Genomic DNA, 24,651 nt, shown 5'->3' with positions numbered 1-24,651 from the left:
GAAGCGCAAAATCGGATCCATCCGGTTCGCGCTTCTTCTTCAGGTTGTTGCGCTTTTTTAGATTATTGGGCTACTTCGGCTTTTTCCGCAGTCAACGTAATATTCGCAAACGTGTCTGCATCATACTCCTTGCCACGGGTAATATCGTAATTAGCTACCCGATTATTCACTGCCTCCAGCGAATAACGGAATAACGTCGGTACAATGGGCGCCTCCTCGCTCATATACGCCTGCCACTGATTGTATATATCTTTACGATAATTGTCGTCAAAGGCTTTCACAGACACCCCTTCCTGCAACAGCTTATCATTCTCTTCACTGGTAAAGCGCGAGTAGTTAAAGCTGGCTCCGCGTCCATACAGCCCACTAGGGTTTACATCTGTACCTGTACTCCATGCGCCGCCAAAAATATCAATGCCGGGGTCATCCTTCTGCACACGATCATAGAAAGAATTGAACTCAAGCAGACGACCGTCCACCAGCTCGACATGAAGTCCGACATCCTTCCAGTTTTGCAAATAAAACTTTGCCAGCGATTCAGCTGTCGCATCTCCGCTCATTGCCGCATAATGGAGCACCAGTTCCTTGCCCTTAGGGTCCTCACGGTATCCATCTCCATTGGTGTCCACATAGCCTGCCTCGTCCAGCAGCTTTTTCGCCTTGTCCGGGTCATACGCGATGCCCTTTGCATTTATATCATGATATCCCTTAAAGGCAGGCGGAATCAGGGATGTTGCTGGAATCCGAAGTCCATGATAGAGCTGCTTGCCGACCTGCTCATTATTCAGCGCATAGCCGAGGGCCTGACGCAATGACTTGTTCGCCAGCTTGGCGTTCGGGTCCATGATATTTAGATTCTTGGCCTGATCGAATTTGCCCATCTTAAAGCCCACATAGCTATAAGATAATTCCTCCTGACCGAGAAACTGTACATTTTTCGGATTACTGGCCTCATTGTAACGGGTGGTTGGATAGCTGGCCCAATCGACTTCTCCACTTTTCAGCGCCTCGGTAATGACATTCGGGTTCACCACCTTCAGATGAAGGCCATCCAACTTGGGCTCACCGTGGAAATAATCTTCATTTTTGACGAATTCCACAGATTCACCTGTGACCATTGATTTAATTTTGAACGGTCCATAGCCAATCGGATTTTTACGGACAGGATCAGATCCGGCCATATCTTTCACGGGGATATTCTGAAATACCTTTTTCTCCAGTGGTGTAGACCAAAGTCCCGATTTCACCGAAGGATTAGGTTCCTTGAAGTGAATGGTAACCTCTTTCTCATTCAGCACCTTGATGCCAGAAATGGTTTTGGCCTTACCCGCGTGATAATCCTCCATGCCCACAATGTTGGTCATAAAGCTATCATAACGCGGACCTTCGTAGTCTTTATGACCGATCACTTCATAGGAAAAAGCATAGTCCTCTGCCGTTACGGGATTACCATCCGTCCAGTTCAGTTTGGGATCAATTTTTACAGTCACCGCCTTATTGTCTGGGGAAAAGGAAATCGTCGCCGCTCCTTTATTGTCAATATTTAGATTGGAGTCAATCGAAAACATAGAAGGGTAGAAAAACTGGAAGACTTCAAAATCAGGATTGCCTTCATAAAATACAGGATTCAGAATACCTTCAAAAGGGGTATCAGACACGAGTGCATAATTGATGATGCCACCCTTAATCGGGGCCTTATCGTTCTTGATCGCCTTCTCCAGCGCTGTGGCATTCACCTGCTTGCTGTCGGACCCTGTGCCGCCTGTACCGTCAGACGATTTCCCTCCATTCGAAGCGGAAGGCGAACCGCTGCATGCGGCCAGAGAAAGCACCAAAATTGCAGATAGAACAGGCAGAATTCCTTTTTTCCAGTGTTTAACCATTGTAAATCCCTCCTTGTCATTGTCCTTATCCTTGAACTTCGGTTAACCCAATCGTTGTCTGGCATCCGTGGCGCGTTTGAGCGCCTGGCCAATAAAGTTAATCGCCAACATTAGCACCAAAATAAGCAGTGAGGCAGGCAACCACATCCACCAACTATTCTGCAAAACATCCGGGTCATTCGCATAACTCACCAGTGTACCCAAGCTTGGCGTAGATTCCGGTAAGCCAAAACCGAGATAAGAAAGCCCCGTCTCAATCCCGATATTTCCCGCTAAGCTGAGGGTCAGATTGACGATCACGACCGAGCTAAGATTAGGCAGCACGCCAAACCAGATGATTTTCCAATTGGGTGTGCCAAGGGTTTTGGAAGCCTGCACATAATCCAGTTCGCGCTCCGACAACACCTTGGCCCGGATCAGACGTGCTTTTCCAATCCATAAAAAGGCGGTCATGATAAAAATAAAGGACCCTATGCCGCTTTTGGGTACAATGCTGACAAATACGATGACCAACATCAGAAATGGAAGTACCAGAATAAAATCAATGATCCGCATGATGATGTTATCGACCAGCCCCCCATAAAAACCAGCCAGCAAACCTAACGTTAAGCCAATAGCGGCAGATAACAATGTAATCGTAAAGCCGATCGTGAAGGAATTGCGGGCTCCAATGACCAGCTGGCCAAAAATATCCCTGCCCGCTCGATCTGTGCCCAGCCAATGCACTGAGCCGGGAGCTTCACGGATTGCGCCCAAATCCACCGTCGTGACTACATCCTGATTTACAAACAGGACAGAGGCATATATAAAGATCAAGAACAGAATTACAAAGCCAATGGAAACCAAGGCCATTTTGTCACGCACCAGCTCACGACGCAGTACAGACCAACTGGATGGTGATTTACGAATGATTTCCGGCGTGAAGACCTCCTCCACCTGTATAGACACCATAATCCCTCCCTTTCTCTAGACTTGTTCGCTATTCAATTCGAATGCGGGGATCGACTTTGCTCAGGATGACATCAGATAAAAGGGTTCCTAATAGCGCCAAGAAGCCGGAGACCATGACCAGTGCGTTCACGACTGAAAAATCCCGTTGAGTGATGGACTGGAGAAATAGTTGGCCCAACCCCGGGTATCCAAAAATAGATTCAAGGAAAATGTTACCTGCAATTACTCCCGTCAGGTCATAGCCCAAAAAGGCAGCAATCGGCAATAGAGAGTTTTTGAAAATATGGCGGGAATAAATTTTACCTTCGGGCACCCCTTTGGAACGCGCTGTTTTCACAAAATCCTTCAGTCGTGTGTCAATGACCTCATTGCGCAAATACTGAATCGTAGCCGTTGTACTGAGCAATGCGCCTGTAACCGCCGGTAAAATGAGATGATACGACTTGTTCACGTAATATGACCATGTCCCCGGCTCCACGCCTACATCCACACTGCCGCTGGTTGGAAACCAGCCGAGCCTGAATCCGAATACGTACAGCAGCAACAACGCGAGTATAAATAGAGGTGTGGCAAAGCTGAGATAGGTATAGCCCACTACGGTTTTGTCCAGCAGACTATGCTGATAACGACCGCTGAGTACGCCGAGCGGAATGGCGATCAGATACGTCAGAACCAGAATTACTACGCCCAGAAAGAACGTGTTTCCCAGACGGCTGCCAATCAGATCGGTAACGCTAATTTTATGTACATAAGATTTGCCCAGATCCCCGTGAGCAAGCTGGACGAGCCAGTTCCCATACTGCACCCACACCGGGTCATTCAGTCCCAGTCTTTGTCGCTGTTCTTCCAGTACGGCCGGATTCAGATTGGGTGTCGAAGTAATAAGTCCTGTCAGTGCATCCCCCGGCATAGCCTTAGCCAGGAAAAATATAAGCACGCTCAGTGCAAAAAGTTGAGGGATCATAACCAGCAGCCGACGCAGTGTAAATTTCCACATTTCTGTACCCCCCTTATGGTAGCGCGACTTGATGGGATGGACTTACTGATTTTAGTGCAAACGGCTTTCCACTCACGTCTAGATGTTTGGGCAGCTCTGTTTTGTAGGAGGATAAGAGCATTCGCCTTTTTTGGGCATTTTCCAGCCGTTTTGTAGGATCAATATTGGGAATGGTTGCAATGAGGCGCTGGGTATACAGATGCTGTGGACGCTCATAAATGTCTTGCTCGCTCCCCTGCTCCACTAGACGGCCTCGATACATAATACCGATTTGGTCGCACATATGGCGGATAATACCCAAGTCATGACTGATGAACAAATACGTCAAATTAAATTCCCGTTGCACATCCTTCATAAAATTCAGCACCTGTGCCTGCACGGAAACGTCCAGTGCCGACACCGGCTCATCAGCAATGATCAGCTTGGGGTTTAATGTCAGCGCACGCGCGATCCCGATCCGTTGCCGTTGCCCCCCGGAAAATTCATGCGGATATTTGTAGGCTGCATCGGCGTTCAAGCCGACCTTTTCCAGCAACGTCTGTACTTTCCTCCGTTCCTCCTCACTGCTCAGCCTTTCAAAATTTCGCAGCGGTTCAGCAATGACATCCAATACGCGCTTGCGCGGGTTGAGCGAAGAGTAGGGGTCCTGAAAAATCATCTGAATGTCTCTACGCAGCGGATGACGGTTGTTACGGCTCAGAGCCGCAAGGTCCTTTCCCTTAAAAAGAATCCGTCCGCTCGTCAGCTTATTTAGACCGATGATCGTCCTGCCTGTCGTCGTTTTTCCACAGCCGGATTCTCCCACCAGCCCGTATGTCTGGCCTGCCTCAATGCTGATCGACACGCCATCCACTGCTTTCACCTGATCGATAACACGCTGGAAGAAACCACCGCGCACCGGATAGTGGACCCTCAAATCATTTAACTCCAGTAGTGCCATGAGCAGCTTCCCCCTTTGCCTCGTCTTCAAAATGAAAATGCTGGTAACATGTACAACGGACCCAATGTCCAGGGGAAATTTCATTTAGTTGGGGATGGTCTTCATGCACTCCCTGCTGAATCCAGGGAATACGCGGGGCAAAGCGACAGCTATTGCGGGGAATATCTTGTAATGAGGGAACAATGCCGCCGATGACATGCAGTGATTCCCCCTTGGTATGCGATCCCGGCATGGAAGCAAGCAAAGAACGCGTGTACGGATGCTGTGGATGCCTGAATAATTCAAAAACATCAGCGCTCTCCACGATTTCTCCGGCATACATGACCACCACGCGGTCGGCTACTTCTGCCACAACACCAAGATCATGCGTAATCAAGATAATTCCGCTCCCACTCTCCTGTTGAAGCTGTTTGAGCAAGTCGAGAATTTGCGATTGGATCGTTACATCGAGCGCAGTAGTTGGTTCATCTGCGATAATAAGAGAAGGTCGGCAAGCTATGGCAATCGCGATCATCACACGCTGACGCATCCCTCCTGACAGTTCATGCGGATACTGCTCATACACACGCACAGGATTCGGTATATCTACGCTTTCCAGCAGCTCCAGCACACGTTCCCTTTTTTGCTTCGTAGATAGTGACGTATGATAATCAAGATTTTCCTCAATCTGCTTACCAATGCTCATTAACGGGTTGAGTGCTGTCAGCGGGTCCTGAAAGATCATGCCAATGCCCGCTCCGCGGATTTTATTCATTTGCCCTGAAGAAAGACGGTTCAGGTCCGTGCCTTTAAAAAGGACCTCTCCCTCTACACGCGTGCGTTCCATGTCATGCAGTTGTGCGATCGAAAGCGCCAGCGCGCTTTTGCCACAGCCGGATTCTCCGACTACAGCCAGCACTTCATTGGGGTTGACCGTCAGATCCAGATGGTCGACTGCGGGGTGATATTGATCATTGATGCGAAAAGATACGGATAATCCTTTAATTTCAAACACGGGTCCGGTATTCAATGCGCGCTTCCTCCATTCTCCATGGTCTTGTCCCGCTTATTCTCACCATGTTTGATGTTTAAAACCTCTCATGAACATTACATACCGTTTTTGTCGGAATAATTTGAATACATCCTATCACCAGTATATGGATATATCAATTAAGATTATGCTATCAACATCATTTAAAAAATCAATGATCCAGCAGTAGCGCGGTCTTTCTGGAACAAAATGTAATGAAATAACCAACCACAGGTTAATTTTCATCACAAAAAAAGTCGCCTGATCCCTCTGCAGGGATCAAACGACTAACTAATACCAGCTCACATTGAGCTTCTGGCGATAATTACGAAGCCGCTCCATAGGAGCCAGACTTGAACGTTCTAGGATCGTACCATTTGTAGCCTGCTGCTGGAGCAGACCAAGGCTCAGGCTGCGGTTCTGTGGAAGCCGCAGGCTCCTCAAATGGTAGAAGCTTCGTTGGCTGATCCAGAGTCAAACCTGCCACATCAGACAATTTCGTGTAGTCCTGCTTCCATGCAAGCCATTGAACCGTCTGCACCAGGAAGGTGGAATCATCCACTTCTTTAAAACCATCATATGTCTTCTTCGACTGTCCGTTTTCCTCACGCACATATTTCGGTGTAGCATCTTCTACAGGGGAAGAATCACCGATGAACGCTGCCTTGCCTTGACCTACCTTGGAAATAGCAGCATAAGGTCCTTCCGCACGGCCCCCGCCGTTATAAACTCCCTGGTCTACCGCATTACCCCATTTTTTCGTGCCTGAAGGGATATAAGCAATGCCTTTAGCCTTGGTAGGATCAATAATAGCCAGCGTAGATCCTGCATGCATTGCAATCGAGCGCACACCCTTGGTAATGCCGAAAGATTGATCTGCGGCTACAATGTCGGTAGCATTCACATCACCCAGCGCATTGTAACGGAAACGAACGCCAAAGTTGGCCGCCAGCCAATCGGAGCTTGTTAATCCTTGCATCGCCGGTGATGCAGCTTCTTCTGCAGTCATGCCCTTGGCCGGATTAGTATAGGCTCCACGACGGTAACCATTCATAACCTCGGAGGAATCCCAACGGTTTTTGTTACGGTCCGCATTATAATGATCGGAGATGAAGAAGACGCTCCCCCCGCTATTCACGTATTGCAGCAGTGCAGCCTGCTCGGATGCCTTAAAGGCAACATTCGCTTCACCAATAATGAACACATCATATTGGCGCAACTTATCATATGTTATAGCCTGCTCTCCATAAGTAAAAGGAATGGGACGATTCAATTGGTCTACCGTAAAGCCTACATTACGCAGTCCATTGGCAAAGTCGGAGAAGGCGCCTTCAATGACCCAATCTGCTGCACCAGCGGTCTGTGCGTGCGTATTATCGAACAGCACCTTTTTGCCTTTTCCATCCGGCAGTGTAGTACCGGGTTGACCCGGGTTGCCAGGTTCGCCTGGTTCCCCCGGCTCGCTTCCGCTCACCAGTTCAACAGCGCTTGGGCTTTTCACTCCACCAAAATTATTGTAGGCGCCGAGTGTACCCGTCACACGAATTTTGCTGCCGATCAGCTCAGGATGGCCTGATAGCCCATATTGCCCTCTGTACGCTGAAGTCAGCTGTACATCCAACAGATTAGACGTATTACGTTCATTTGCCTGATCGGCAATCAGTACGTTAAAATCATTCGCGAACGGGGAAGAAAAGTTAGCCGTTTTCGATCCGGTAGCATGTCCGACGATGTAACCTTCCACCGTCACCGTACCTCCACTGCTTTGGCGCTGAAGTGCTTCGGCTACTGTCAATGCTCCCTCCGCCTTGACCTGACCGAATGGAACAAAGATCCCAATCAGCAGTGATACGATCGCTGCTAGATGCAACATCCCTTTTAAGCGTGAACCTGTGAATCGCAAGCCTTTTACCATACGTCAATATCCCTCCTATGATTTCCATAAATATACTTGTCCTTTATCAGATTAGCCGCCAATCTTCTAATTCCTTCCTGGTTTCATCCATAATTATGTAAATTTTAATCTTTTTTATTGGAAACGCACCTGTTTATGTAAAAATTAAACCTGTGATTGACACCGAGCACGGCATACATTACGCTAAGAAAGACATGTAGAACGGTATACGCGAATGAAGATGACGGGAGAGTCTGTCCAGGGAGCCTACGCTCTGGCGGCACCGAAGGAGCAAGACGCCAGCACCCGGCTGGCGGATAATCTCTCAGGTCCATGTATCGTCATCTGACGCAACTCTGGAGAGAGCGCAAGCCACCCAAGGGGTAAGGCGGTAAGAACACCGCACGAAACTCTCAGGTAACGAGGACAGAGATAAGGGAAACTTCCTTATCCTGTCCTTTTTTGTGCTCACATTGTGCGTCAGCATTAGGAACCGTCATAACCGCGCAAAGACGCGGAAATACCATATAGTATGGTATTAGAACATACAGGGGGCCACACCATGCGTTTCAAAGATGTATTTTCTATTATCGGTCCGGCCATGACCGGACCTTCCAGTTCACACACCGCAGGCGCGGTGCGGCTCGCACGCGTTGCCCGGCACTGGCTCGGGACGCAGCCTGACCGTGCCCGCATGACGCTGTACGGCTCCTTTGCCGACACGTATAAAGGACACGGTACAGACCTGGCGCTCATCGCAGGGCTGCTTAATTACGATACGGACGATCACCGGATTCCGGATGCCGAGCAATGGGCAGAGCAAGCCGGGATGGCCGTGGAATTCGCCGTCAGCGGACTCCCCGCGCCACATCCGAACACTGTCCGTTTCGAGCTGTGGAAGGGCGAGGATCAGCGCACACTGTTGGGCTCCTCCATCGGCGGCGGCAGCATCCATGTCCAGCAGCTCAACGAATTCCGGGTCAATCTGACCGGGGAGCTGCCTACGCTGGTGCTTCTCCACTCGGATAAGCCCGGTACATTGGGCGCGATAACTTCAGCGCTGGGCGCGGCCCACATTAACATTGCCTATATGCACGTAGATCGCAAAGGCCGGGATGGTGAAGCACTCACCGCCATTGAAACGGACAGTTCTGCTCCAGCTGAACTGATTGCGGAACTGCGTTCTTTACCTCATATGTATGAAATTAAGATGATTAATTTGAAAAAAGGAGCTGAATCCGATGCGGTTTAGCCATCTGCATGAAATCAGCGCTTTATGCGCTGAAGAATCCACCACAATTGGCCGTTTGATGATTCAAGAGCAGGTACAAGAGACGAATACAACGGAGGAAGAAATCTTTCGCCAAATGTCTGATTATTATGAAGTCATGAAGGAAGCCGTTCATCGCGGTCAGACACAAGACACCGTATCCCGCAGTGGATTGACGGGCGGTGACGGCAAGCGCCTAGCCGAGTATCTGCGGTCAGGGGAAACCTGCTCCGGCGATGCCTCCGCGCTGGCCATGGCTTATGCCCTCTCTGTGTCGGAGGTAAATGCATCCATGGGTCGTATTGTCGCCACGCCTACCGCAGGCTCATGTGGGGTTATCCCTGGTGTGTTCATCAGTGCGCAGGAGCGGTTCGGCTGGGATGATGAGCATATGGTGAAAGGCCTGTTCGCCGCTGGAGCCATTGGCTACGTGATCGCCAACAACTCCTTCATTTCTGGCGCGGAGGGAGGCTGTCAGGCTGAGATTGGTTCAGCTATCGGGATGGCTGCTGGCGCTATGGTCGAGCTGCGTGGTGGTACGCCTGAACAGGCTGTTCACGCCGTGGGCCTCGCTCTTAAGAACACGCTCGGCCTGATTTGCGATCCCGTCGCCGGACTCGTGGAGATTCCGTGCATCGTGCGCAACGGGCTGGGAGCCGTGACTGCGCTTGCCGCAGCGGATATGGCTTTGGCGGGTGTGCGCAGCGCTATTCCGTCTGACGAAGTCATTGACGTGATGCTTGAAGTCGGCAGTGCGATGCCGTCGAAGCACCGCGAGACCGCCAAAGGCGGCTTGGCCCAGACGCCGACTGGCAAGCGTTTGACTGAATCACTTACACGCAACACACCGACCAAGAAGGATAAGTCATAATCTATAAGAGGTAGCCTCCTTAAAAAAAAGAGCAAGCATGTCGTCCTTGGACGTATGCTTGCTCTCTTTTTTACTGAACGGTTACCTGTATCTTCGTCATTTTACCTGCATATTTCACAGTAATTACTGCTTTGCCCTTGCCCTGTGCCTTAATGTTACCGTCTTTGACGGTCGCAACAACAATTCTGGACGAGGACCAGACAGCCGGTTTGGAAACATCCTTCTCCGACTCATCCTTATACGTGGCTGTAGCCGTAACCTTGGCCAGCTGTCCTGCCTTCAAATTCAAAGCAACTTCGTCTGTTTGCAGATATTTAAGCGTATCAACATCCACGGGTACGCTGATTACCTTCCCGCCAAACTTCGCCTGAATGTTAGCTTTACCGTAGCTAACCGCAGTAACCTGACCCTTTTTAACAGTGGCTACCTTATAATTAGACGTTTTCCATTCAGCTTGGGCCGTAACGTCCTTTTCTTTACCATCACTCGATTTAACCACAATCGCGATGGTTTTTTGATCTCCGGATTTAAGTGACAACGCGATTGCATCCGCTTCAATCTTTTGCGCTACGTCCACTTCTACCGTAAACGTAATGTTTTGCTTGCCATATGAAGCAGTCACCGTTGCCTTACCGCTACCATTCGCTTTGATCAAACCTTCGCTAACTTCAACCACTTTTACATTGCTCGTTGTCCAGGTGGCGTCCTTGGTTACATCTGTTTTTGTACCGCCACTCTTAACTCCTGTTACTTTCAGCTGCTTCGTTTCCTGAGCACCAAGCGCAATTACACGCGAGTCTGTTTCCAGACGGTCTACAAGGCCTACTTGTACGTTAATCGTCAGTTTTTTGCCATTATAGGTCGCTGTAATAACCGCTTTACCAGCGGATTTACCCGTAATCGTTCCTTTGGACACAGAAGCAATATCTTCCGCGCTTGAAGCCCATTCTGCATCCTGTGTTACATCTTCCTTACGCCCATCCGCATAAGTAGCCGTCAAAGTTGCAGTATAGTCCTCATCAATATCAATCGTTGCCGTTTTGGAGGACAGAGACAGATCACCGGGTACATTTACGGATACCGTAGCTGTAACTGTTTTGCCACCATAAGAAGCGGTGATCGTAGCCTCACCTGTTTTATAACCCGTGACTTCTCCCGCACTGACAAAAGCGATATCTTCATTGCTGGACTTCCACTCTGCCTTACTTGTGATATCTTCTTCCGTACCTGTTACATACGTTGCGGTCAGCTTGAGCTTTTTGGATTCCTTGGCATTCAGGCTCAGCTTGTCCTCACTCAAATCCAAATATCTGGAGGTTTCGACATCTGTCTTGATCGAAACAGTCTTATCTCCATACTTAGCGGTCACCGTAGCCGAACCCGCTCCAATGGCCATAATCGTTCCCTTATTCACAGTCGCAATTTTTTCATCGCTTGATGTCCAAGTAGCTTTATCTGTGATATCCGTTACCGTCCCATCCGGATAAACGGCAGAAACTTGTATTTTTTTAGATTCATCCAGACGGAGAAAAATATTGGATTCGCTGGCTTTCAGCTTATTCGTTTGATCGACATCTACCGAAATCGTAGCGGACATCGTGCCATATTTACCTGTAATTGTCGCCTTTCCCGCGCTGTAGCCGGTAATGGTGCCTTTCAGTACATCCGCCACAGCTGCATTGCTGGAGCTCCATTCAGCGGACTCTGTTACGTCCTGTACCGATCCATCCGGGAACGTCGCCGTAAGTTTAACCTTCTCAGTATCCTTCAGCAAAAGAGAAACCTCTGATGAACTGACATCGAGACGTTTAACCTGCTCCACCTGCACAGCAATGGTTACGGTCTGTTGACCATATACGGCCTTAATATTGGCTGTACCTGCTCCCTGAGCGGTAACCAATCCGTTAACTACTGTGGCTACCTTTTGATTATCGGAGGTCCAAGTAGCATCACCCGAAACCTGAGCTGTTGTATTATCACTGTATGTCGCTGTCAAATCAACCTGTCCTGTACCGCTTGAACGCAAGTTCAGGCTTTGTACACTGGATGTCAGCGCCTTAACCTTTTTCGTTACATGTACCTGAACCGATTGCACCTTCTCTTTATAGGTCGCAACCACGGTGGCTTCCCCTTCAGCCTTGGCCGAAACTGTACCGTTATACACAGTAGCAATAGCTGTATTATCACTTTTCCAATCCGTGCTTACGGTTACATTCGAGGTTGTCCCATCGCTAAAAACAGCAGTAGCCGTCAACGCAGCCGTATCTCCCTGCTGCAAAGTTACCTCGTTAGAGGAAAGGACAATCTTGGAAAGCACCGCATCCGCAGCAGATGCAAACCCTGCATATGATGTAAAACTTGAAATCAGGATGACCAACGCCAGAAAACCGGACCATCTATTCTTCAAAATCTAATTCCCTCCCATTCCAAAACTTAAATTAAGGATTTCGCAAAATCCTTACACCTACGTTTTATGTCGTCATATGGAAAAGAATAGTTTAGGCTTCGAAGGAAATTTGGTCCTTATTAACTAGATCATTTCTGATAAAGATTAGACATTACAATTTGTGTAGCTTCAGAGCCATAGTGAAGAGTTTACCCAACAGACCCACAACCTCGCATTTACAAACAGCTATAAGCTGCTGCGCGAACTCTCAAATGATGGTATTCTTCCATATTAGGAGCCAGTTGGTGCATATAAACGACGGAGAATTGTTCGCTTGGATCTATAGAAACCCAAGTGCCTGCTACTCCCGTCCAGCCAAATTCTCCAATAGAACTATTTGCATGCCCAGCCGCTTTATCAATTAACGTGCGCACGCCCAGTCCGTAACCATAACCTGTATGATATGAATTAGTAAAATCCAATAATTGATCTGTATTCAGATGATTGGTGCGCATTAAATCAATGGTTTTCCTCCCTAATAGCCTCACACCATCTACCATACCTCCATTCGACAGCATTTGTGAAAATGTAAGGTACTCCTTAACTGTCGAATACAGACCTGCGCCCCCACTTTCATATAGAGCATCTGGCTGATGATATTCATCCAAGAAACCCTCTATTTTCTCTAGTTCTCCGGCGTCTGTCCGTTGATAAAAGGAGGCCATTCGCGATTCAATATCTCCACAATATCGGTAACCTGTATTGTTCATTCCAAGCGGATCAAATATTTCGTCCTTTAGGAATTGCCCTAATGATTTACCTGAAATCACTTCAATAAGACCTGCAACCAGGTCATGTCCATATCCGTATAACCAGCGTGTTCCCGGTTCAAAAGAAAGCGGAATCTCAGAAAGCGCTTTAATTTCTGTGCGCAGATCATATTTCCCCTGCTTTTCCTTTAACGTTGTAAGGACCTTTTGCATGGCCCGTCCTGTCTCTGAAGACTCGGAAGCGTAAGGAAGACCCACACTCATATTGAATATATGCTTAATTAAAATGGGTTTCTCCGCCTTATCCACATAGGTGTATCCGTTAGGAGCGGTTTTGAATACATGCGCATTACGATATTCGGGAAAATATTCATACAAAGGCTCATTCAACAAAAATTCCCCGCGTTCGTACAGCATAAGTGCAGCCGCACAGACAACAACTTTTGTCATGGAAAACAAGCGATACACTGTATCCTCAGTGATTGGTTTTCGGGCTTCCAGATCAGCATATCCATGATACCCTTCATACAACACTTGACCATTCTGGGCAATGGCACAACCGCAACCTGCCGGTCCATTTGCTACGAAATGTTTCAATAGCTGATCTACCTTGTCAAAACGAGACATATTCATCCCTCCTATTTTTCCTTCAAAAGAAACAACCTTCCCCTCGCGCTCTAATTTCCTGTTCTAACAAGCTCAGCGCGATCCCTTGTAAGCGCTTATTCCCCGCATTTATTTTAACGGTAAACTTGGTAAATACATAGATTATTTGTCATAATCAGATGGCTTTACATTAACAGCTCGGCCACCGTTTCCTTCCAGCGATGGATCACCGATTCCGGTTCCTTGAGACGGACCGTGACACCTGTCAAGATATCCGCATATTGGGCCGAATCTTCTCTGGCTGCAAAAACATGAGCCGCAAATCGCTCACGTACATGCTTGGCTTCGGGCAAAGCAGGCAGATGTTCCAGCGACAACCGCACATAATGCGCCTTCCCCCCGGTAAACACCGCAAGCGTCGCCTTCCTGGTACGAATCATGTTGCCCGTCGTGGTCGTGCCTGGCCATAGTGCCAGACGCAAATTCCCCTCGTCCAGCGCTACAACTTCGCCCACACTAATCATCGCTATGTGCGGCCACTGATCTTCCGTGACCGTCAGCAGCATCATTGCTTCATGCTGCTTGTCCTCCAATACCTTACCGTCCAGTAGCGTGAACAGTTCCTTACCGATCCTTGGTGTCTGCATGAAGTATAATCCCCTTTACATTTAGCCTATAACTTCAAAGTACCATAATTTACGGCTACTTACGAACGACCCTATATCCGCTCTGGAATAGGAGGAACATGAGCAGCATTCGGAATATCTTTGGGGTTTACCTTGAACGCCGATTTATACTGTGCTGGATCAGTAATGCTATCCGGTTCTGAGGTCCGCCATGTGAACAGGCATACAGGGCACAACAAAACCTCCCAGGCGCCTTTAACTGGCGAGCGGGTAACAACCTCCGAACGATTAGATTCACAACGGGGACAAATATTCATCTGTCAGCACTCCTTTAATCTTTCTTTATTTTAAAAAATATTCAACGAAGCATTTGGCTCAACTTTTTCTCCCATTCTGCTACACCCAACGGGGAATCGAGCGACTGCGAGTAATGTCCTCTAATATCCGGTGCTACAGGTGTCGTCGCATCCAATATCATTTTGTGCGTCATACCTGCCGGATCAGAGCCGGGGTCAAGCGGTAAAATAGACAAGCCAGGAACAATGACAGCATCATGCTTTGGATGAAGCTTGGTGGATAAAGCCCACATGACCTGCGGCAGATTGAACGGATCGACCTCCTCATCCACCACAATCACCAGCTTGCAATACCCCAATCCATGCGGAGTCGTTAACGCACGCATTCCCACAGCCTTTGCAAAGCCGCCATACCGGGTTTTCGTGGAAATAATAGCGACCAGCCCATGCGTATACATGGCATTAACGGCTACGATTTCATTAGGAAAAGCATCCTTAAGCTGCTGAAACAACGGTACACTTGTATTCACACCGATCATATAATCCGTTTCCGTCCAAGGCATCCCGATGTACAGATGCTCAAAGATAGGCTGTTTGCGGTGATATACACGATTAATCTGAATGACTGGCATCGCGCGACCGCCGGAATAGTGACCTGTGAATTCACCGAATGGACCTTCATACTCACGTTCACCTGCTAACACTTCGCCTTCCAAAATGACCTCGGCTCCCCAAGGCAGATCCAGATCTGCATTCTTCGCTTTGACCACACGATAAGGCTCACCCTGAATGGCGCCCGCCATCTCATATTCGGATTGATCGTACAGCAGCGGCGTAGAAGCAGCCGTTGTAATCACAGGCTCACATCCGAGGGCAATAGCCACCTTCAGATTTTCGCCGCGCTCCTCAGCCTGACGGATATGGATCGCAATATCATGCTGTGGTACAGGCTGGATGCCCAAACGGTTCTTGCCTTTCACCTGCATCCGGTATAAGCCGACATTTTGCTTACCGTAGGTGTCCGGATCATCCAGATCGCGTGAAACTAGAATTGCTTTATCCAGGTAAAATCCTCCGTCCCCCTGATTCAAACGAAACAACGGCAAAATATCAAACAAATTAATATCCTCTGTAATCTCGACTTCATGAAAAGGAGCGGTTTCTTCCCGCTTCACGGGCACCGGAAATTGTTCATAGCGTCTGGCAAATTCAAAAAACTGCTCCTTGAGCGGCGTGTTTTTGGGCATTCCCATCATGAGGGCATGATTGGGCCAGGAGCCCATCACATTCATTGCAATACGAGCATCCGTATATCCATAGATGTTGTTGAAAAAGAGAGCAGGCGTCTTATCTCCAAGATTGTTTAATGCTCTGTTAGCTGCTGCGAGGTCCGGCTCCGGCTTTACCTCATCGCTGATCGTGAGTAATTGTCCCTCCTTTTCCAAGGTGTGTAGAAAATCGCGAAAGTCTTTATAAGCCATTGTTCATTCTCCTTCGTCTTTCGATTTCTCAATTCTGGTGCAGCCTGGAGTCATTCTGCTTCATTCCATCCCAGCGTTTGGCTGCGGTTGTGACAATACCGAACTGATCCAATGCACGAAAAACAATATGATCCACTAATTCCTCGATACTTGCAGGATGATTATAAAAGGCAGGCATCGGCGGCAGGATCATCACGCCCATACGTGACAGCTCCAGCATATTTTCCAGATGGATACTGCTTAATGGTGTTTCCCTGGTCATGAGCAGCAGCTTCTTTCGCTCCTTCAGTATCACATCCGCTGATCGGGTAAGCAGGTTGTCCGCCATACCTATACGAATAGAGGCAAGGGTCTTCATGCTGCAAGGAGCGACGACCATGCCGTCTACTCGAAAGGAGCCGCTGGAAATACGCGCAGCCTGATCCTTATACGAGTAGACTGCATCCGCCATTGCCTCCACTTCCTTCACCGTGTAGCCTGTCTCATAGGGAATGTTCGCAATAGCCCACGGGGATAGCACCAGATGGCTTTGGACTCCAGCCTCTCGTAATTGTTGTAATATACGGATACCGAAGATCGATCCTGTCGCTCCCGATATTCCTACAATGATTTTCTTCATATGTCCCCTCCTTCCATCCCATCGTTTTATGTTCACCCATGCATTACTGTCAAAAATTATACGCCCGTTCCTTGCACACGAAAAATATATATAATATATGGAATACATACTTTAAAAGTATTCAAATTGAAGCGTTGTTTAGAAATAAGGAGGAATCCCAATGGACATGAAGCATCTGCATTACTTTTGCGTCATCGTGGAGGAAGGGCAAATCACCAAGGCCGCCAGAACGCTCAACATGGCCCAGCCTCCGCTGAGTCAACAACTCAAAAATATGGAGGACGAGCTTGGCGTAAAGCTGATTTACCGTGAAGGAAAGAAGTGGGAGGTAACCGAGGCCGGATATACACTGTATACACGCGCCAAGCGATTATTGGCTGAAATGGAGGACACCTGTAGAGAAATTGGGGAGTTTGAAAACAAAGTAACTGGTACACTTTCCATAGGCACGTCATCCGCCTGTATGTCTCTGATTACTGAACAACTCAGCCGCTTTCATCAGGATTTTCCAGAGGTATACGTTAAAATAGGACACGGAGACACACATCATCTGGAAGAACTGCTGCACCAAAATAAAGTGGATCTGGCCCTGCTGCTGCTTCCGGTAGATGACAAATCGTACCATACGATTGAACTGGAGGGAGTTTCTTTTGTTGCGGTTCTTCCGTGTGAATGGGCAGATCGCCATCCCAGTGGGGAAATTACCTTAGAGGAAGCTGCCAGCTATGACCTCTTGTTGGGACGCCGAACAGAAGGACACGGACTATACGAAACCGTCATCCGCAAATTTCAGGAACACCATCTTATTCCGCACGTCGTACTGGACTGTCCAGAAATATCGACCATTCTCTCGCTCGTTTCCACAGGCATGGGAATTACCATTATTCCAGACGCTGGCTTGGGACAAGAATACGGGGACAGATTTCGCACACTCTCCATTAAGGAGCCATTCCCCTTCACACAGCCTGCCGTCGTATGGCGCAAGGATCGTTATTTATCCAATGCAGCTCGCAAATTTGTTGAACTGCTACAAGCTGGAGACACGAAAAAGACTGTTCCCGAGTAGATGCTCCACCGCTCTACTCCTGAAACAGTCTGATGCTTGAAAAACTTCCTTCATTCGGTCGTTGATACCGCCTTATTTGACTCCCTGATGTCTATACTCGGTTGGAGTCATTCCACATTTGCGCCGGAATACCTGTGTAAAATGTCTCATATCCTGATAGCCGATCCGCTCTGAAATATCAGCCAGCCGCAGATGAGGATCACTGAGCAGCCGCTTCGCCTCCTCCATACGCAAGCAAATGACGTAATCCTTGTAGCCTTGTCCCGTCTTTTGCTTGAATAACTGGCTGAAATACACCGGATTCAAAAATACGATTGAAGCCACCTTCTCCAGCGACAGCTCCTCTGTAAAGTGAGCCCGAATGTATTGCAATGCCACATCTACCGTATGCATTCCTTTGCGGAGACATTCTCCTGTATCCGCTGCTGCGGCTGCAATCTCCTCTGGCGTACGTCTTAGTCGCGCCACCTCTTCAGGTATGGAGGCAAAATTGTGATGAACACCCGAACGTGTAATTTGTAGGGGCACCTTCACATAACGCTTCAAATGGGATTCGAGCAACGTCTCTAGCCGTGCGGCCTCTGCCTCATCTCTTACCCTTGCAATGCCCAGCAGACTATGGCGGTCTAGACTGACGACAAAGCCGCTGCCTCCTGCCTCAATGAGCTCGGACAGTACATTTTCAATCATAAAATGCTCCAGATGTGTCTGCTTGTGATCAGGTTCCATGCGAACCATGAAGAGATGGAATTCCGGATAATTTTCGACAAAAGGCTGTATATCCAGCTTGCCCGTATCCAGTCCAAGGGCATAGCGTTGGAAAACGGCTTCACGCAAATAAACCATATTGGATTTGAGAAGCCTACCCTCGTTCGCCTGCTGCGAGGCCACAAGCGCTTCGGCTGCCAGTATTTCAATGCACTCCAGCAGCTTTTTTTTACCAATCGGCTTTAACAGGTAGTCTTTGGCACCCAGCTTTACTGCTCTTTGTGCATATTGGAAGTCGGAATGGGCCGAGATGACAACCCACTGCAGATGAGGATGCTTTCGCTTAGAAATACGCATGAATTCCAGACCATCCATACCGGGCATCAGGATATCAGTTAATACAATATCTACAGGATGCTCCGCCAGAATGCCTGCTGCCTCCTCGGTGGAAGCAGCGAGATGAATGCCGCAGGTTGGTAGAGCTTGGCCAATGGTACGCCGAATCCCCTGCCGAATCATATTTTCATCGTCAGCTATCAGAATATTCATGTTTCTCCTCCTTCTGTGGCAGAGGCACACTTACAGTGGCTGTTGTTCCGGCCCCAGGTGCGCTAGAGATCCGTAGGCCGTACTCTTCTCCGAACATGTGCCGTAGCCGTAAATTTAGGTTTTGCAGGCCGATGCCTCCCGCCTGCCCGCTGCCCGCCTGTTTGCCGGGTTCTGCCAAAGCGACCTGGACCACCTCCCATCGTTCGTACTCCATCCCTGCACCGTTGTCGATGATGTGCAGGCTCAATACACCGTCATATTCCTCCGCTCTGACGAGCAGCTTGCCACCTGTATCCGCATGAAGAGGCTCCAGTCCGTGCTTCACTGCATTTTCAATCAATGGCTGTAAGGTCATTTTCGGCAGGCGGATATCCATCCATCGTTCATCAATGCTAATGTCTACAGATACCCTACCCTCCAGCCGAGTTTGAATAATGGTGAGATAGTGCCCAACCTGCTCCACTTCTTCACGAAGGCTTACATCGGCCCCCTCTTCCCAATGGCTGCTGTAACGGAACATATGGGATAAGGAGAGGACCACCTCTCCGAGCTGATCTTGTCCCTTTTCATCCAGCATCCAATAGATCATATCCAGCGTATTATACAGAAAATGTGGATTGACCTGCGTCTGTAGCGCGTGCAGCTCCGCATTTTTTTCACTGACCGATGATATACGCACCAGCTCGATTAGCTCTGCAATCCGTCTTACCATATGGTTAAAAGAGGTAGCTAGTTGGTTGATTTCTTCATAGGATTTGGTGTTTACCGTATGACGGAAATTTCCTGTCTCTACCCGCTTCATTTCCCGAATGACTCGCTTGAGTGGAAGGGAAATGCCTCTGGAGACGATAGATGCAATTAACGCCGACACAATAATAAGTATAGGTGCCACGATAAATAAGTACCTTTGATTTTGCACCAACTCCACGTTCAGATCCTCACTAGGTGTCACACTAATCACAGACCAGTCGGCAAACGGCAACTTGGAAGCGATTACAACTCTTTCATTACTTCGATTTACAATAACATCCTCCTCCGGTACCTGCTGCTCTAGATTTTGCAAATCCGGTGGCGGATCAGAGGAAGTGGCCGACACAATTCGATTTTCATGACCCAACAAATATACCTGACTATTGGTGCCTAACCGCAAATTGTGGAGAGCGGACAAAACAGAACGCGGCTCAGCCTCAAACAGGACAATACCAATCGGCTTGTGTTCATCCAGATCATAGAGCTGCCGTCCAAACGCAAACACGGGTCTGGTTTCCACCTGATCAATGACAGAGTGAGGATACACGCCCAGCCATGCAATTTTGCCCGCCGACTTTCGAATTTCCTTATACCATTCCGAATGTTCGTAATGAGTATCAATGACATTCATATAATTGCCATAGTTATATACCTTGCCTGTGTCTGTGATGACATGGATGCCAATCAGATCCTCACGCGAATAATAGATAGCGCCCAGAATATTCGTAATCGTACGTTCGTTAATGTAATTGACAGCAGGTAAGTCACTGCTGTCCGTCGTCAACAGACGAACCAAATCCATATTATTGCTGATCGATTTGGAGAGACTGTTATAGCTGCCGAGTAGCAATTCGAACAGGCCTGCCGTCTGGGATACATTTTTACGCGCCAGCTCGCTGACCTTATCATGGAACTGCACCGTAGTACGGTTGTAAAATAATAGACTGACCGCCAGCACAATGCCGGACATGCTCAACAGGAACAGAACAAACAAGCGGTATTGAATGGATTGAAAACGGCGCAGCATACCTCCGTGCGCTCCTTTCGCATCGGCCGCCTATCCTTTAACCGCTCCCGCAACCATGCCCTTGGTGATATTTTCGGACAGAACAAAATAAATAATAATGACCGGTAAGGCACCCATGACTAGAAAAGCACCAATATTACCGTAGTTCACAGAATACTGGCTGACGAACGTATATACGCCGAAAGGGAGAGTTTTGAGCTTCTCGGACGAGATAAAGGTGGCAGCCATAATGTATTCATTCCAGATGTTAATGAAAGTTAAAATACATACCGTCATGATAGGCGGAATCGAGATGGGTAAGATTACACTGCGGAAAATACGATAAATGCTCGCTCCGTCAATGTAAGCGGATTCTTCAATTTCGTGGGGAATGGACCGCATAAAGCCGGATAGGATGAAGACCGCAATCGGTGTCTGAAAAGCAATGTAGGGTAAAATCAGTGAGAAATACGTATTCAGAATATGGACGTTTTTAAACATCACCATCAGCGGCAGCAGTGTAGCTTGCATCGGGATCATCATCCCGATCAGAAACAAAGTCAGCACAACAGCCCCGAAGCGCCAACAAAAACGTGTAATCGCATAAGCAGTCATTGAGCTTAATAAAATGACGAAAATCATCGTAACCCCGGTCACCAGCACACTGTTTCCTAAATAGCGCAAGTAGCTCCCTGATTCATAGGCTTCCTGATAGTTGTGCCACTGAGGCACTTGAGGGAGTGCAAAGAAGCTTGAGCTTAATATCTCTTCATTCGTCTTCAACGAATAGGTCAGCAGCCAAAAGAGTGGATACAGCTGCGTGACAATTAAGATTGCCAATAAGGTAAAGACTCCCGTTTTTTTCAAGGCATTCAACAGTTCCATCTCCTTTAGCTTACCTTATTTTCTATTCGTTTGAAAACAAAATTTATCACAATTGTAAATGACAAGCAAATCACTACGAGAATTGAAGCTAATGCGCTGCCATATCCGTATTTCATCGATAAAAAGGACATATTGTACATATACGTAGATACTGTATCCGTTGCATGAGCTGGTCCTCCACCCGTCATCACCCAGATCAAATCAAACGATTGCAGGGAGCCGATAAATGCTAATACAATTGATATCTTGAAAATAGGTACAATGAGCGGCAGCGTAATATAGCGGTCTGCTTTGAATCCTTCAGCTCCATCAATTTTGGCTGCTTCGTACAGCTCATTCGGTATATTTTGTACCCCGGTAAACTGGATAAGCAAATGATAGCCAAAATACTGCCACAACGATACAAAATAGAGGGCGTACATCGCTATCTGCGGTTCCGTCAGCCATGAGCGTGTCCAGCTTTCCAGCCCAATCGCCAGCAAAATACCGTTCAGCATTCCACCCATCGAGGCTGGATTATAGATCGTCTTCCACAGCTGCCCGATAATGACCACCGATAGAATAACCGGCAGAAAATACATCGTAACCAGCGTATTGGCCTTACGCACATAACGATTAAGCAAGATCGCCAGCAACAGACAGAACGGAATTTCCAGCATGGAAAACACAGCGAACATCATAGTCCGTTTCACGGACGGCCAGAACACTGAATCTGCTGTAAAAATCCGTTCAAAATTAGCCAGCCCCACGAACTTTGCCTCGGCGATTCCGTTCCAATCCAGCAATCCGCAATACACCGACACCAGAATCGGAACAAATACCATACAGGTATACAACAACAGGCAGGGTAGCACGAAAACGGCAATGGTACGTGCTGGCAACTTCAGTACATTCATGCTCTAATCTCCTTTGTGTTGATTCTGAACATCTTCTGAGGATGCACAACCTACATGATTTCCAATCAGGGAAGGAGCACTCTGCCCCCTCCCTAGTGTCAGCTACTTCAGGATTTTGCAAAATTCGATTCCAGTCGCTCCAAAGTGCAATATCTAGACGAACTAGGCCATTTCGATCTATATATTGTTCATTGGGAGTCGCTTATTGGATTTTTGCAAAATCCTCACTTATTTATTCGCTTCAAAAGTGTTCTGATGTTCCTTGGCAACTTGTGCAGAGTCTTCTTTTTGCACGAACAGGTTTTGAATGCTACTCAGATGCGCCTGCGCAATAGCCGGATTCATCGTATTATCAAAAGCGAGATCGCCCCCTTTTACATTCTTGAACAGCTCATTAAGACTAATCGCTAACTCGGAGTAGCCCGCTTCCTTCAGATCACCTTTCATTTTCTGACCACTGCCAATCGCATTTTTCAGATCAAACTGAATTTTGGGCATCTCCTTAATAAAATAGTGCAGAAAATCCTTCGTCTCCTGTAAATGTTCACTGTTCGCAGACACCGCAAATGCGCTGCCCGGCGCAATTACATACTCATTCACATCACCCTTGCCATTCACCGTAGGGAATTGAAACGCTCCTACCTTACCCGCTACCGAAGAAGCATCAATTGACCCCGTTTCCCATGTACCCATGATATACATCGCGGCTTTTCCTGTTTTAAAAATATTACCGCCTGCATTATAGTCAATAGATGTAGCTCCATCCGGGAAAGCTCCTGCCTGCACCAATTCCTGAAATGCATCCACCGCTTCCGCAAAAGCCGGGTCGTTAAACGTCTTTTTACCGTCCAGTACATCATTGAGAAAATTCGGCCCTTCATTTGTACGCAACAAAATATTCATAAAAAGGAGGGAACCCGTCCATGAATCCTTTTCCCCAATGGCAATCGGAGTAATTCCCTTCGCCTTCAACGTCTTGACCGTCGTAATCAGCTCGTCAAAGGTGGTCGGCAACTTCTGGATTCCCGCCTGCTTGAACAGTTCTTTATTGTAAAACACCACTTCTATATTGTTACCGTCCGGAAAAGCATAGAGCTTATCGTCGAAGCTATAGTAATTAAGAAGTCCATTCTGAAACGTATCTTTTAACCCCTCTTTATCAGCCACATCGTTTAATGGAGCCAGCAGCCCGGCATCTACGAATGGCTTCATCTGTGCAGCTGGGTTTACAATCGTGATATCAGGTACTTCCTTCGCCGCTGCCTGTGTTTTCAGCTTGAGCTTTTGTTGATCTGTATTTAGCGAATCCAATTCAATTTTGACATGAGGATGATCCTGCTCGTATTGACCTACAATTTGCTTAATCATTTTGTACGAAGGGGTGCTCGGATCAGGATTAATGTTCTGAAAGGTAATCGTAACATCTTTCGTTGCGGTGCCTCTGCTCGGTTCTCCTGAATTTCCCGGACTTGCGCTTTGTCCGTTATTACAAGCTGCCAGCGTCAATGCCAAGGCGCTCGCCATCACAATGGCAAACGCTTTCATTTTTGTTCTGCTCATGGTCTTTTTCCTCCTCTTGTTGAAGCATTGCGCAATTTGCCCTCCTTATTGGTGGACACTCAATGCCCGCTTGTTCTTTTCATTATGTTCCATAGAAAAGACGTGAACAATGCGTGAACTTAAGGAGAAGGGTTTGTTTTTTCAAGCCCTCATTTGCGTGCTTCAAAATTCATTCATATCATAACTTGCAATTTATCTAGAACACAGGCATAATATGAATAAGATCATAGTTTGATAATGATTATCATTATTAAATGATAAATACACATAGACTTTAAAGGAGGCAGGACCGCAGTGAAAGAAACTTTTAATAAAACCTCCCTGCATATTGATGATTATTTGGATCTTCTCAATCTTGCCGTACAAGTCGGAGATACAAAGTGGCAAAAAGAAATTACCCGTAAACTTCAAGCCTTGAGTGTCCTTCAGACAGAACAGGTTGAAATAGATTAACTTCCCCAGTTAATACTGTCCTCAGTTAAAAATGCTGACTAAGCACCACTATACAAAGGACAACCAGGATACCATACAACTTTTGACCGAATCCACGATAATGATCTTTCATGTGAATGATAAATGAATCGGTTATAGGAAAAAGAGCACAGCCCGTTAAGGCTGTGCTCTTTTATCTT

21 protein-coding genes and 1 riboswitch are annotated in these 24,651 nt (G+C 47.6%); of the genes, 4 read left to right on the top strand and 17 right to left on the bottom strand.

What is annotated here, in order from left to right; translation table 11 throughout:
• Window positions 1-62: 62 nt before the first annotated feature.
• The 6 genes from opp4A to MKX59_RS22955 all read right to left on the bottom strand — a co-directional run bounded on the left by opp4A (window position 63) and on the right by MKX59_RS22955 (window position 7,695).
• Window positions 63-1,883 (bottom strand): oligopeptide ABC transporter substrate-binding protein, encoded by a 1,821-nt coding sequence (opp4A, locus tag MKX59_RS22980; RefSeq protein WP_028541232.1) that lies wholly within the window; start codon window positions 1,881-1,883, stop codon window positions 63-65.
• A gap of 42 nt (window positions 1,884-1,925) precedes the next feature.
• Window positions 1,926-2,834, bottom strand: a complete 909-nt coding sequence (locus MKX59_RS22975; protein ID WP_023986676.1) for an ABC transporter permease — start codon at window positions 2,832-2,834, stop codon at window positions 1,926-1,928.
• A 28-nt stretch (window positions 2,835-2,862) separates the two neighbouring features.
• Window positions 2,863-3,831 carry an oligopeptide ABC transporter permease gene (gene opp4B, locus MKX59_RS22970; RefSeq protein ID WP_023986675.1) on the bottom strand — a complete coding sequence of 323 codons (969 nt, stop codon included), beginning with the start codon at window positions 3,829-3,831 and terminating at the stop codon, window positions 2,863-2,865.
• 13 nt (window positions 3,832-3,844) lie between these two features.
• Window positions 3,845-4,771 (bottom strand): ABC transporter ATP-binding protein, encoded by a 927-nt coding sequence (locus MKX59_RS22965; RefSeq protein ID WP_028541233.1) that lies wholly within the window; start codon window positions 4,769-4,771, stop codon window positions 3,845-3,847.
• On the bottom strand, window positions 4,749-5,780 hold the full coding sequence (locus tag MKX59_RS22960; RefSeq protein ID WP_071559435.1) for an ABC transporter ATP-binding protein: 1,032 nt from the start codon (window positions 5,778-5,780) through the stop codon (window positions 4,749-4,751). The genes MKX59_RS22965 and MKX59_RS22960 overlap by 23 nt, the downstream gene beginning before the upstream one ends.
• A gap of 325 nt (window positions 5,781-6,105) precedes the next feature.
• Window positions 6,106-7,695 carry a DUF6359 domain-containing protein gene (locus MKX59_RS22955; protein WP_053324470.1) on the bottom strand — a complete coding sequence of 530 codons (1,590 nt, stop codon included), beginning with the start codon at window positions 7,693-7,695 and terminating at the stop codon, window positions 6,106-6,108.
• Window positions 7,696-7,909: 214 nt separating this feature from the next.
• Window positions 7,910-8,025: riboswitch (glycine riboswitch) on the top strand.
• A gap of 211 nt (window positions 8,026-8,236) precedes the next feature.
• Here MKX59_RS22955 and sdaAB point away from each other — a divergent pair.
• Window positions 8,237-8,926: an L-serine ammonia-lyase, iron-sulfur-dependent subunit beta gene (gene sdaAB, locus MKX59_RS22950; RefSeq protein WP_013308430.1), complete on the top strand. Its 690-nt coding sequence runs from the start codon at window positions 8,237-8,239 to the stop codon at window positions 8,924-8,926.
• Window positions 8,916-9,815 carry an L-serine ammonia-lyase, iron-sulfur-dependent, subunit alpha gene (sdaAA, locus tag MKX59_RS22945; RefSeq protein ID WP_071559436.1) on the top strand — a complete coding sequence of 300 codons (900 nt, stop codon included), beginning with the start codon at window positions 8,916-8,918 and terminating at the stop codon, window positions 9,813-9,815. Before sdaAB ends, sdaAA begins: the two co-directional genes overlap by 11 nt.
• Before the next feature lie 70 nt (window positions 9,816-9,885).
• Here the strand turns inward: sdaAA and MKX59_RS22940 are convergent, their stop codons facing one another.
• From MKX59_RS22940 to MKX59_RS22915, 6 genes are all read right to left on the bottom strand, one after another.
• Window positions 9,886-12,222: an Ig-like domain-containing protein gene (locus MKX59_RS22940; RefSeq protein WP_068941007.1), complete on the bottom strand. Its 2,337-nt coding sequence runs from the start codon at window positions 12,220-12,222 to the stop codon at window positions 9,886-9,888.
• Between the two features lie 215 nt (window positions 12,223-12,437).
• A complete protein-coding gene (locus MKX59_RS22935; protein WP_071559437.1) occupies window positions 12,438-13,598 on the bottom strand; it encodes a serine hydrolase domain-containing protein in 1,161 nt (386 codons plus the stop codon).
• Between the two features lie 164 nt (window positions 13,599-13,762).
• Window positions 13,763-14,224 carry a hypothetical protein gene (locus tag MKX59_RS22930; protein WP_069081122.1) on the bottom strand — a complete coding sequence of 154 codons (462 nt, stop codon included), beginning with the start codon at window positions 14,222-14,224 and terminating at the stop codon, window positions 13,763-13,765.
• Between the two features lie 71 nt (window positions 14,225-14,295).
• On the bottom strand, window positions 14,296-14,520 hold the full coding sequence (locus MKX59_RS22925; protein WP_340859017.1) for a non-oxidative hydroxyarylic acid decarboxylases subunit D: 225 nt from the start codon (window positions 14,518-14,520) through the stop codon (window positions 14,296-14,298).
• Window positions 14,521-14,561: 41 nt separating this feature from the next.
• On the bottom strand, window positions 14,562-15,980 hold the full coding sequence (locus MKX59_RS22920; RefSeq protein ID WP_023986668.1) for a non-oxidative hydroxyarylic acid decarboxylases subunit C: 1,419 nt from the start codon (window positions 15,978-15,980) through the stop codon (window positions 14,562-14,564).
• Between the two features lie 28 nt (window positions 15,981-16,008).
• Window positions 16,009-16,599: a flavin prenyltransferase UbiX gene (locus tag MKX59_RS22915; protein WP_013369033.1), complete on the bottom strand. Its 591-nt coding sequence runs from the start codon at window positions 16,597-16,599 to the stop codon at window positions 16,009-16,011.
• Between the two features lie 160 nt (window positions 16,600-16,759).
• On the opposite strand from MKX59_RS22915, the gene MKX59_RS22910 reads away from it, so the two are divergent.
• Window positions 16,760-17,665: a LysR family transcriptional regulator gene (locus tag MKX59_RS22910; protein ID WP_071559438.1), complete on the top strand. Its 906-nt coding sequence runs from the start codon at window positions 16,760-16,762 to the stop codon at window positions 17,663-17,665.
• Between the two features lie 72 nt (window positions 17,666-17,737).
• On the opposite strand, the gene MKX59_RS22905 is transcribed toward MKX59_RS22910, so the two are convergent.
• The 5 genes from MKX59_RS22905 to MKX59_RS22885 all read right to left on the bottom strand — a co-directional run bounded on the left by MKX59_RS22905 (window position 17,738) and on the right by MKX59_RS22885 (window position 24,019).
• On the bottom strand, window positions 17,738-18,922 hold the full coding sequence (locus tag MKX59_RS22905; protein ID WP_028541242.1) for a response regulator: 1,185 nt from the start codon (window positions 18,920-18,922) through the stop codon (window positions 17,738-17,740).
• Complete coding sequence (locus MKX59_RS22900) at window positions 18,903-20,699, bottom strand: sensor histidine kinase (protein ID WP_340859016.1); 1,797 nt, start codon at window positions 20,697-20,699, stop codon at window positions 18,903-18,905. The genes MKX59_RS22905 and MKX59_RS22900 overlap by 20 nt, the downstream gene beginning before the upstream one ends.
• Before the next feature lie 30 nt (window positions 20,700-20,729).
• Window positions 20,730-21,563 (bottom strand): carbohydrate ABC transporter permease, encoded by an 834-nt coding sequence (locus tag MKX59_RS22895; protein WP_445669768.1) that lies wholly within the window; start codon window positions 21,561-21,563, stop codon window positions 20,730-20,732.
• Window positions 21,564-21,568: 5 nt separating this feature from the next.
• Window positions 21,569-22,459: a carbohydrate ABC transporter permease gene (locus MKX59_RS22890; RefSeq protein ID WP_076265142.1), complete on the bottom strand. Its 891-nt coding sequence runs from the start codon at window positions 22,457-22,459 to the stop codon at window positions 21,569-21,571.
• A gap of 228 nt (window positions 22,460-22,687) precedes the next feature.
• Window positions 22,688-24,019, bottom strand: coding sequence for an extracellular solute-binding protein (locus tag MKX59_RS22885; RefSeq protein ID WP_076265141.1), 1,332 nt, complete (start codon window positions 24,017-24,019; stop codon window positions 22,688-22,690).
• 294 nt (window positions 24,020-24,313) lie between these two features.
• Between MKX59_RS22885 and MKX59_RS22880 the strand changes: the two genes are divergently transcribed.
• Complete coding sequence (locus MKX59_RS22880) at window positions 24,314-24,472, top strand: hypothetical protein (RefSeq protein ID WP_179085475.1); 159 nt, start codon at window positions 24,314-24,316, stop codon at window positions 24,470-24,472.
• The last annotated feature ends 179 nt before the right edge of the window (window positions 24,473-24,651 follow it).

Origin of the sequence: Paenibacillus sp. FSL R7-0340 (assembly GCF_038002205.1) — a bacterium.
Classification (GTDB): Bacteria; Bacillota; Bacilli; order Paenibacillales; family Paenibacillaceae; genus Paenibacillus; species Paenibacillus polymyxa_B.
Note: the sequence above shows the minus strand (reverse complement) of the source record. Positions and strands in the feature narration are given on the sequence as shown.

Coding starts and splice junctions, on each gene's coding strand:
- opp4A (WP_028541232.1), bottom strand. CDS start 1,883: ATGGTTAAACACTGGAAAAAAGGAATTCTGCCTGTTCTATCTGCAATT.
- MKX59_RS22900 (WP_340859016.1), bottom strand. CDS start 20,699: ATGCTGCGCCGTTTTCAATCCATTCAATACCGCTTGTTTGTTCTGTTC.
- MKX59_RS22895 (WP_445669768.1), bottom strand. CDS start 21,563: ATGGAACTGTTGAATGCCTTGAAAAAAACGGGAGTCTTTACCTTATTG.
- MKX59_RS22935 (WP_071559437.1), bottom strand. CDS start 13,598: ATGTCTCGTTTTGACAAGGTAGATCAGCTATTGAAACATTTCGTAGCA.
- sdaAB (WP_013308430.1), top strand. CDS start 8,237: ATGCGTTTCAAAGATGTATTTTCTATTATCGGTCCGGCCATGACCGGA.
- sdaAA (WP_071559436.1), top strand. CDS start 8,916: ATGCGGTTTAGCCATCTGCATGAAATCAGCGCTTTATGCGCTGAAGAA.
- MKX59_RS22905 (WP_028541242.1), bottom strand. CDS start 18,922: ATGAATATTCTGATAGCTGACGATGAAAATATGATTCGGCAGGGGATT.
- MKX59_RS22885 (WP_076265141.1), bottom strand. CDS start 24,019: ATGAGCAGAACAAAAATGAAAGCGTTTGCCATTGTGATGGCGAGCGCC.
- MKX59_RS22915 (WP_013369033.1), bottom strand. CDS start 16,599: ATGAAGAAAATCATTGTAGGAATATCGGGAGCGACAGGATCGATCTTC.
- MKX59_RS22975 (WP_023986676.1), bottom strand. CDS start 2,834: ATGGTGTCTATACAGGTGGAGGAGGTCTTCACGCCGGAAATCATTCGT.
- MKX59_RS22910 (WP_071559438.1), top strand. CDS start 16,760: ATGGACATGAAGCATCTGCATTACTTTTGCGTCATCGTGGAGGAAGGG.
- MKX59_RS22920 (WP_023986668.1), bottom strand. CDS start 15,980: ATGGCTTATAAAGACTTTCGCGATTTTCTACACACCTTGGAAAAGGAG.
- MKX59_RS22955 (WP_053324470.1), bottom strand. CDS start 7,695: ATGGTAAAAGGCTTGCGATTCACAGGTTCACGCTTAAAAGGGATGTTG.
- MKX59_RS22925 (WP_340859017.1), bottom strand. CDS start 14,520: ATGAATATTTGTCCCCGTTGTGAATCTAATCGTTCGGAGGTTGTTACC.
- MKX59_RS22890 (WP_076265142.1), bottom strand. CDS start 22,459: ATGAATGTACTGAAGTTGCCAGCACGTACCATTGCCGTTTTCGTGCTA.
- opp4B (WP_023986675.1), bottom strand. CDS start 3,831: ATGTGGAAATTTACACTGCGTCGGCTGCTGGTTATGATCCCTCAACTT.
- MKX59_RS22930 (WP_069081122.1), bottom strand. CDS start 14,224: ATGCAGACACCAAGGATCGGTAAGGAACTGTTCACGCTACTGGACGGT.
- MKX59_RS22965 (WP_028541233.1), bottom strand. CDS start 4,771: ATGGCACTACTGGAGTTAAATGATTTGAGGGTCCACTATCCGGTGCGC.